This window comes from Microbacterium sp. HMWF026, from assembly GCF_003061325.1.
Classification (GTDB): Bacteria; Actinomycetota; Actinomycetes; order Actinomycetales; family Microbacteriaceae; genus Microbacterium; species Microbacterium testaceum_E.
The window spans coordinates 1-9,140 of record NZ_QAJB01000250.1 but is presented as its reverse complement, the minus strand read 5'-3'; the positions used below and the strand labels follow the sequence as shown (position 1 = coordinate 9,140).

The 9,140-nt window shown below is 58.8% G+C and carries 9 protein-coding genes; all 9 read left to right on the top strand.

Annotated elements, in window-relative coordinates:
• Positions 1-410, top strand: a 410-nt coding sequence (locus DBR36_RS09870) for a CPBP family intramembrane glutamic endopeptidase (protein WP_181373548.1), incomplete at its 5' end; no start/stop codon positions are given.
• Positions 411-792: 382 nt separating this feature from the next.
• Complete coding sequence (locus DBR36_RS09865; protein ID WP_146185313.1) at positions 793-1,815, top strand: glycosyltransferase family 1 protein; 1,023 nt, start codon at positions 793-795, stop codon at positions 1,813-1,815.
• A 13-nt stretch (positions 1,816-1,828) separates the two neighbouring features.
• Entirely contained in the window at positions 1,829-3,187 is a 1,359-nt protein-coding gene (locus DBR36_RS09860) for a lipopolysaccharide biosynthesis protein (protein WP_181373547.1), read from the top strand.
• A gap of 14 nt (positions 3,188-3,201) precedes the next feature.
• Positions 3,202-4,485: an O-antigen ligase family protein gene (locus tag DBR36_RS09855; protein WP_146185312.1), complete on the top strand. Its 1,284-nt coding sequence runs from the start codon at positions 3,202-3,204 to the stop codon at positions 4,483-4,485.
• Entirely contained in the window at positions 4,478-5,497 is a 1,020-nt protein-coding gene (locus tag DBR36_RS09850; RefSeq protein WP_146185311.1) for a glycosyltransferase, read from the top strand. Before DBR36_RS09855 ends, DBR36_RS09850 begins: the two co-directional genes overlap by 8 nt.
• Positions 5,494-6,483, top strand: a complete 990-nt coding sequence (locus DBR36_RS09845) for a glycosyltransferase family 4 protein (RefSeq protein ID WP_146185310.1) — start codon at positions 5,494-5,496, stop codon at positions 6,481-6,483. Before DBR36_RS09850 ends, DBR36_RS09845 begins: the two co-directional genes overlap by 4 nt.
• Complete coding sequence (locus DBR36_RS09840; RefSeq protein ID WP_108318955.1) at positions 6,473-7,246, top strand: WecB/TagA/CpsF family glycosyltransferase; 774 nt, start codon at positions 6,473-6,475, stop codon at positions 7,244-7,246. Before DBR36_RS09845 ends, DBR36_RS09840 begins: the two co-directional genes overlap by 11 nt.
• On the top strand, positions 7,243-8,376 hold the full coding sequence (locus DBR36_RS18835) for a glycosyltransferase family 4 protein (protein WP_108318953.1): 1,134 nt from the start codon (positions 7,243-7,245) through the stop codon (positions 8,374-8,376). The genes DBR36_RS09840 and DBR36_RS18835 overlap by 4 nt, the downstream gene beginning before the upstream one ends.
• Before the next feature lie 253 nt (positions 8,377-8,629).
• On the top strand, positions 8,630-9,140 hold a 511-nt coding region (locus tag DBR36_RS09830; protein ID WP_219927640.1), incomplete at its 3' end, for a hypothetical protein.

The window sequence follows — 9,140 nt, the reverse complement described above, 5'->3', positions numbered from 1 at the left end:
CTGGGGGAGCGAACGCGGTTGCGTTCCCAACTTCGCCGACGCTTAGCAATTCCCCCCTCTTCGTGTGGGTTCTTGGGGAGGCGTTGCCTCTCGGCTTCATCGGTCCCGCAGTAGAGGAATTATTCTTTCGCTGCGTTTTATGCGTTTGCGTCTTTCAGATCTTGCGACCGCGAAATGGAGCCCTGGTCGCGGGCTGGGGCGCCACTCTGGCCTCGTCGGGGCTCTTTCTAGGTTTCCATGCGGTGATGGGCCCGCTTACGGCTTGGAACGTAACGCAGCTCTTCGTCGTCGGAGTGACCACCGCCGTGATGGTTCTCCTCACGGGGCGCGCGTGGAGCGCGCTATTCGCGCACGTTGTGTACAACGGTTCGTTCTTGGCGCTGGGTGTTGCCGGTACATTTCTCCAGTGACGACTTAAACGTTGCGATACGGTTCGGGCTCGGCGCGCGGCGTTCTGGATCATGGCGCCTTGTCTCCTGCCGGGGTTCGACGTCACATAGACGTCACACGGGCTTGCTATGATCGCGCGGCGGGTCTTGATCGCGGGTCTAGAAATCTTCGCTCCCGGTGAACCCCGTCAGCGCTTCGACGTTGTGAGATCGGATTGCGCTGTATATGTGCTCCAAGTTTGATGCTGACTGAATCAAGCGATTGCCTCATCAATTGATCGTGAGTCCGATGCGAGACTCGATGCCGGTCGGGTTGCGTGATGGAGGCAGGGACGACTTTACGAATGTTAAATGACAGTTTGGAACCAGCGTGCGGGCACTACAGCAATCTCGAATCGAGATCGTGGCAGACGGCAGGAAGACTGCGGGGGAAGCGACGGGTGTAGGTCACTACGAGCAGTCTCTCTTCACGCACTTGCAAGATATCGCGAATCTGCGCATTCTGACGGGCGCGGGCTTCGGATTTCATCTGCGCGGCATTATAGAAACACTGCGGAGCCCCCGAGCAGTGTATTTCTCACCTGAGAGTCTGATCGTCCCAATTTTTCTTGGTCGTCGTTCCATGCTAACCATTCATGATTTAACACCTCTTCTCTACCCTGAGAGGCACACGCTGCGAAACCGTCTGTTTCACAGGCTTTTTCTGCGCGCGGCGGTGCGCCGCGTAGGGGCAATCTTGGTCCCGACTAATGCGGTTGCGCGTGACGTGACGAACCATTTCGGGGGCCGGGCTCAAAGAAAGACGCACGTCATCTACGAAGGTGTGCGATTCGACGTGTCCCGCATCGTAAACACCGCGGAACGAGAGAAAATCATTCTCTACGTCGGGACTATCGAGCCGCGTAAGAATGTGTCGCTCATGTGCAGGGCCTTTGCGCGTGCAAAGCGGGATGCGCCCGACATCGCGGACTGGCGTCTTGTGATCGTCGGAAAGCGGGGCTGGTTGTCAGCAGACGAAACCGCCGATCTCGATGAGGCATTGATGGATGCAGGTGCCGAAGAGCTGGGGTACCAGCCGAACGATTACGTGCAGTGGCTGTACGCGAATGCTTCGGTGTTCTGCTACGTATCAGAGGCTGAAGGCTTTGGTCTACCGCCGCTTGAGGCTATGGCCCATGGAACCCCTGTGATTGTGAGCGACGACGCAGCCCTTACAGAGGTGGCCGAGGGCGCCGGAATAGTGGTCAAGAGGGGCGAGTCCATGGAAAAAGACCTAGCCGCGCAAATCGTTCGCTTGACACAGGAGAACGGAATGAGAGCGGATATGCACGACCGCGGACTCCAGCGTGCTGGTCTGTTCACATGGGAAGAGGCGGCTCGACGCTCGCTGGCGGTTGCGGCCGCGATCACCGGGAATAATGAATAGACGCGCGAGCTGGTTGTTCCAAGCAAGTCGTCTGGGCGACCTCGCCCTTGGTTTTGCTTGGCAGATCCTGGCGGCCCGTCTGCTCCCCGTATCCGAGTTCGGTTTAGTCGCCGTCGTGACAAGTGCCGCATCTTTCGTCGTCATCGGACTCTCGGTCGGCGGCGATGAGGTTATGACCTCGGCCAGGTCCGGTCTGTTGCGTCAGACGTTCGTACGAGAGGCTAAAATTCGCGGAGTGATCTGCATAGCCGCGGTATGCCTCGCGGCTCTTGTGCTCGTATGGAGCGCGCTGGGATCTCTAACGATTATTTACTCGGTGGGTACTGCAGCTGTCTACCTGTGCAATGCCTACTTCACGCGGCAGTTCAATGCGGTGCTGTCGATCATCGGTGTTGGTGCCCAGGCCTTGGCAATGGGTGCCTTCTTCTTTTTCTTGCCTCCGGACTCCGCCGTTGAGCTGTTAAGTGGTTTATGCTTTTCGGTGATTCTCCGGGCACTCGTGATGAGCGTATGTGCGGTCGGCCTTGGTAAAAGAGATGACGGCGCAGGGTATTTGCGTCCGACTGTCGCAAAAAGATTCTCCCTAATGGCCTCATCCGCGAGCACGCCGCTATTGGGCCGTCAGCTACACGTAATGATTGCGGCAGGCGTTGGCATTGCGCTCGGTGATATCGGAGCATATTCCGCGGCCTATGCACTCGCCTATATGGCTGCCACCGCAACAATCCTGGGGATCGGCGCAACAACAATGCCGCGTCTTGCCGATGCTGCCTCTCGCGGCCACCATCACGTGAGCCCGGAATGGCGTCGTGTCTTGATCGCGACTAGTGGTCTGTCCATACCGGCGGTGGTCCTCAGCATGGCAGTAGCGCCAAGCCTGATGTTGCTGCTGTACGGGCCTGAATACGGCGACCTCGGCGGGGAGTTGTACATCGGGATTTCGGCAGCGCTCCTGATTCAGAGGCTCACCGGGGGTGGGGCTACTAACGCTCTTCTGGTCGCCACGGACAGAACGTCGATGCTGCTCGGATCAATAGTGGCGAGTGCAGCCGCGCTAGTGCTTACGGATCTGATCTTCATGCCATTAATCGGTATTTGGGGGGCAATTCTCGGTAGCGTCGCAGCTGCGGTTACGGGGGCGGCGATGACGCTTTACGTCGTGCACAGATCCCACGCAATTACCTTGCCGGTTTCTCCTCAACTCAAAGTATTGATGATTTCGGCAGGCTTCGCCCTGCCGCTCTACGTTGTCACCTCGGTCGCGCGCCCCGCTCCGTGGGTAGTTGTATGCGCTGCAGGCCTCGTCGGGATGCTCGTCTTATGGGTTGTTCAGCGACATATATTTCGGCCGAATCTGGAGGGTGAGAGTTGACCCACACGGGGAGAGTGACCCTTTTCGGTGCTGCATGTCTGACAGTTCTTGTCACCCTCAGCATCCTGCAGGTGCCTGGTCTAACGTTGACGTGGGCGACGTTCACATTTCTTGCGGCCATTTGGATTGCGGTGAGTCCAAAAAGCGGGAGGCGAACCTCACCGGTCACAGTAGCGATTCTTTTGCTCACGGCCATCGTGACGTCCCTTCCTGGCGTACCCAGCTTCGTCCTTGTCGTGGCCATTGCGCTATTTACGGCGTGGTTAAAAAGGACCCAGGGGGCCGCCCGGTGGGCCATAGCTGGGGCACTCGCGTTGGCGTTCCTCGCGGCAGTAACGCAGGGCTCAGTGGATGGGCAAGCGACCGATCTCGACGTTCTGAACGCCTTCTGCCGTACTTATCTGATGGGTGCGACCCTTGCGTCGCTGACCGGTAGCTATCGGGCTACGCAGGACACAATTTCGGCGGTCGCTGTCAGTGTGGTGTTGTGCGTAACGTTCCTCCTTTCCGTGGTCTCTGGCTTGCCTGCGCGCGAGTACTCCACAGTGCGGCTCTCGGGGTATCTCTCAGCCGAGGGCAGCGTCCGGCCGTCGGGTTGGGCTGCGAGTCCTAATGAGATGGCGGCGATTCTTGGTTTGGGACTCATCCTCTTGATTGCCTATTGGGTCAATTCTGCGAGCGCGAGAACGATCTACTTCCTCTTCGCGGCAGTCTTGGCCGGCGCGTGCATCATCGCGACCGGTACGCGATCGGTGCTCATCGCGTGCTTGCTCGCCGCGGCAACCGTAGTGGTAAGCGGGAGACGTGCGCGCATGTCGACACGACGGCGCATTTTTCTCGCCAGTATTCTCGTCGGAGCGGCCTTTTTTGCTCTGAACTTCGTGGGAAGCGGTCGCGATCTTTTTGGTCGCGACGGCGATGGTTCCTCCGTCTACCGCGCCGCTGTTGCTGAGCGAGTTTGGACCCGACTTCTGTCGGGCGAGGCGCCAATCACCGGGATAGGGTTGACGCTCGGTAATCAGATCCCGCCAAACCAGCTCACCTACGGCGTTGAAGTCGTTGATAACTCCTTCTTTTACGTAACCGCCTTCCTGGGCGTGTTGGGTTTGGTAGCTTTTTGTGCGTTCGTTGTGGTCGTGGCCGTTTGGCTAGTTCGGCGTCTGAGCCCCGCTCTTCCCGTACTTGTTTTTCTTGTAATTCTGATGTTCTTCGAAAATATTGTCGCGTGGCCTTCAGCCCTGATGGTCGCAATTATTTGTGGAGGCTTTCTTGGCACCGCGAGTCCTGTTCGTGAGTAATGAGCCCTATTTTGGGCGCATCGGATCGACCAACCGCCAGCGACTAGCGCGGGCAGCGGCGCGCGCGGGGTGGTCGGTAACTTATCTCGAGACGATTGGCTTCGGTGTGCGCCCTTCGGGATCTCAACCAGATATGAGCATTCTGCATGCGCGAAATTTGCTCCCGCGCGCCGCACAGCCTCGAAATAGAGTTTTCCGTCAGGCAAATCAGTGGCTGACAAGCAAAACCCTGTCAGATGAGAGCTGGGATCTGGTCATCAGCTATGATCCTTTTTCCGCTCCGTTGGTTGCGCGTCTGCGATATAAGAAGCTTGTCTACGATTGTGTTGACGCTTACGAATATCAACCGCAGTATGCAAGCCTCGAATCCTCTCAGATGGTGAAGGAGGCTGAGTTAGAGGTTGCCCACATGGCTGACGTGCGCATAGCCACCAGCCAGACGCTCGCGCGGCGTCGTGGTATTGACTGGAAGCAGCCAGTTGCTCTTCTGGAGGGGGCTCACGAGATGAGCGCGACCTCAATCTCTGGACGGAGGAACGAGGGTCGAAGAGCTCTTTATATTGGCGCTTTTGACTCCTATAAGATCGACGCGGCGGCGCTCATCGAATGGCTTTCATCTGACTCGGATCGACGTCTCGTGATGGCAGGTAGGCAATTGGCCGGTGCCGATGAAACACTACGCGACTTACTACGTCACGACCGTGTCGCGGTGCGAGAGCCAGTCTCCGGTGACCAGATTAAACATCTGTGTGAAGAAGCTGACTTTGGCATCGTCGCGCTCCAAAGAACGCCGTACAACCTATACAGCTTCCCGTTGAAGACTTGGGATTACATGATGAATGGTGTCCCAGTGCTAGCGTCCAATGCGCCGGCGTTGCACGGCATCTCTGGAGTTTTCAACATTCGCGATGAATACCTCGCGGCGGCCGCCGTCGATCCGCAAGAATTGGTGGCGGTTGCCGCTTCACATCATGTCGATGAACGGCTTCGCCGACTCCAGGAGCTTTTGTGAAAATTCTGCTCCTAACGAACCGTTTCGACCGCGGCGGTGTTACAAATGTCATGCGCGATCTCGCCGCGAGTGTGCCTGAACATGAATTGCGCCTTGCTGCGATGTTCTCGTCCGAGTATGACGATGACGTGCGGGACGATTTCCCGGACGTTGCGATCGGTCTTCTCTCGGTTCATCGCGCCATCCGCGAAGCGGATGTCCTGCATGCCCATCAACGAATCGCAGCCCTATTTATGAGGGCCTCCGCGCCGCGTAAGAAGCTCGTCGAGCACATACATAACGAGTTTTCCGACAAGAAGTTCATCTCTTTTCGGTCTCCAGTCATCATCGCGGTCTCGCATCGAATTGCACAGCATACTCAACGTGTATATCGCCGATCTGTGCCCATACGGGTGATCCCCAACGGCGTTCCTGAGCTCGCGCCGCCCGGTGAGGACCGCGGACGGGACCTAAAGACCTTTCATTTGCTTGCGGCGGGTCGTATGGCGACCCAGAAGGACCCGATTCGGTTTCTCGCGCTTGTGGACGCCCTGCGAAACCACGCGCCGAATCTAACCGCAACATGGGTAGGAGGGGGTGAACTCGAGGAGGCCTTCCTGCGTGAACGTGAGCGACTCGGTCTCAGCGCGGTCGTCGATTACACAGCGTGGCTGCCGCGACAGGATCTCATCAACCTAATGGCTCGATCGTCTGCTCTTGTTATCACCTCCACTTGGGAGGGACTACCTCTAGTGGCTTTGGAGGCGATGTCAGTTGGTACCCCTGTGATCACGACGGAATGCGGCGAGATCGCGGACGTAGTGGGGCGTGCTCAGGCTGGCCTCGTCTGGCCAGAAAAATATTCAGCAAACTTATTTGCGCAACAATTCGAACAGACGGTTCCGCATGACTGGTTCTCTTTTTCCCGTTCTGCTAGATCCGTGTATGAGCGCGAGTTTTCCATCGACACGATGGCGAAGAGAATGAAAGAAGTATATGAAACCTGAGCGCATTCTCATTGACGGCGTCCCGCTCGATGCGCTAGATAGGGAGGGGCTTCTGAGCTTATACGCATCAAGCCTACGTGCTGGCCATGATTCGGTCTTCGTCGGCTTTTATGCGGCTCTTCTCCGTCGCGCGTCTGTGGACCGCCAATACCGTCTCGATGTCTCTCGGTCGGACGTCATCTATGCAGACGGTGCTGGAGCCGTTCTCGGACTGAGATGGCTTGCGAAGTCGAAACGCGTAGAGAGGCTGGCGACGACTGACATCTGGCGAGATCTTGTGTCGATCGGGGCGGACTCGGGTGTTAGTGTCGCCGTTGTTGCGTCTGATCAGAACACCTTAGCCATTTTCCGCAAAGCCGTCGAGCAATTAGGCGCGCATGTGGCCTACAGTCGAAATGGCTACTTTTCATCGCCAGAAGAGTGGACCCAAGCTGCGAAGCTCGTGCGACAAAGCGGCGCGGGGCTTGTGCTGGTAGGGATGGGCGCGGGTTCTCAAGAACGTTTTGTTAGAACGATCGTTGATGAGATGCCGAATGGCGGCCCGGGCCAAGTCTTCTTCACGATGGGTGGTTTAGCCGACCACGTTGCGGGCAGGACCCGACGCGCGCCATCGCTGGTGCAAAAAGCCGGTTTCGAATGGTTGTGGCGCACTATCCAGGAGCCGCGACGTCTTATGGCTCGGTATGTAGTAGGCAACGCTTACTTCCTATGGCGGGTTTGCGTTCAGGTGTTGGCGTCACGGCGTAGGGGTGCGGCGGTATGAGACTACATGTCGTCGTTCGGTCAATCGCGCCGAGCGGAGGGTTTGGCGGTCTTGAGCGTTCGGCAGCCGACCACGTGTCGGAGATGCGGAATGCGGGAATTGATGTGCTTGTACACGCGCCTCTTGTGAGTTCCACGGAAGGGAAACGCGTGGACTGGCCGACAATGCGCCGTCCTCGTTCGCTGGTGCAAGGGGTGGCGTATTCGGCTTGGGTGCGAAGAGCCGCCTCAAGCCTGGTCGAAAACCTCAGGCTTGGCGATGTCGTGCACCTACACGGTTCGGCGGCTGCTGCCGCATCCATGATCCCGAGCTCAGTCCCAACCGTGATGAACCCGCACGGGCTAGAGGAGTTTGACCCGATGGGTCTCTCGACGTTCGCAGTACGGCCTATTCTCAGGCACCTGTCCTTGACAGGTGCACGTGCGGTGTCCCGCGTGGTGTCAACCGACAGTTCGATTACTGGGGCGCTTGTGAAAAAGCTCCGTATCCCTGAGAGCAAGGTGGTTCTGATACCCAATTCTGTGGACGCGCTTGCTCTTCGATCAATCGCTGCATCCCATCGCAGCTCAGATGTCTGGGGCGACGGCGGTGGGAGTATCGTTTCAGTGGGTCGGGTGGAACATAATAAGGGCTATGATCTGCTTGCCGCGGCATTAGCTGCTTGCAGTGACCTTCCTTGGACCTGGACTCATTATGGTTCCGGTTCGCAGGATGAATATCTGCGTCGGGTCTTGTCTGACCTGTCCATTAAGGACCGTGTTCGAATCGTTGCAGGGGCTAGCGACGCTGAGGTTCAGCACGCCTTCAGTCGAGCCGGGCTATTTGTACAGCCCTCGCGGTCCGAGGGAAGCAGTCTCACCACGTTGGAGGCAATGGCTCATGGAGCGTTTATTTTGGCCTGCGCAGTCGGTGGAATTCCTGACAAGATAACGAACGGGGCGGAGGGGCTTCTGACGGTTCCGCAGCTGGCCGTGATGAGTCGAGATCTTCGCCATGCAATCGGTCTAGTCGGCTCGCCCGCCGCCAGAAAGATGGGCAAGAGCGCTATGGCCCGCGTGGAAAAAGACTTTAGTTCCCGGTCGACTGCGAAGTCCTATGTCAACCTATATCAGGGTCTCCTAGTCCAGTAATTCGGGAGGTTTCGAACGCAACGGGTGTGTCTGCTCTCAGGTCTGAAGGTGCAAGTCACCGTTGCGATGCTCAGGGGCGGCAGGTCGTGGATCATCCCTCACGCTTCGCTGTCAAGAGCCACTCGTCTGAGCGCCGGTGGTCCAGGCTGACCCCACAGTGGAACGTTCAACGGCCATGGGGGCCGGCACCAACGAAGGACGGCGTTCGGGGGCAGGGGCACCTCGCGACGCCCTCAGCGGCGCGCGTGCCGACGTGTCCACCCCCGCGGGCGTCGCCCGTCTGCTTCGCGAGCAGTACGACCTCGACCTGACCGACCTCGAGCGGTTCGAGGGCGGGTGGGACTCCGCGGCGACCATGTGGACCGGCGTCGACGCCGGGGGAGCGCGCTACGCGCTCAAGATCACTTCGCGCGACGTGCAGTTCGGGCTGTCGCTCGCGGGATCCACGGGGCTCGCCGCCGCCGGGGGAGTGCTGCAACCCGTCCCCACCCGCGACGGAGCGCTGTGGGCCACCGCGGCCGGACACCTCATCACCGTCTCGCACTGGGTCGACGGCGCCGACGCGGTCGATCTCGGACCCGACCACGTCGACTGGCATGAGCTCGGACGCGTCCTGCGCGCGGTGCACGACCAGCCCGTCCCCGAGGGGGTGCGGCCGCAGCGCGGTGGCATCCGTCGCTCTTCTTCTTCTCCCCGCGCGCTGATCGACACCGTCGACCGGGCCTACCGCCACGGCGTGGCCCCCGACCTCACCAGAAGATGGG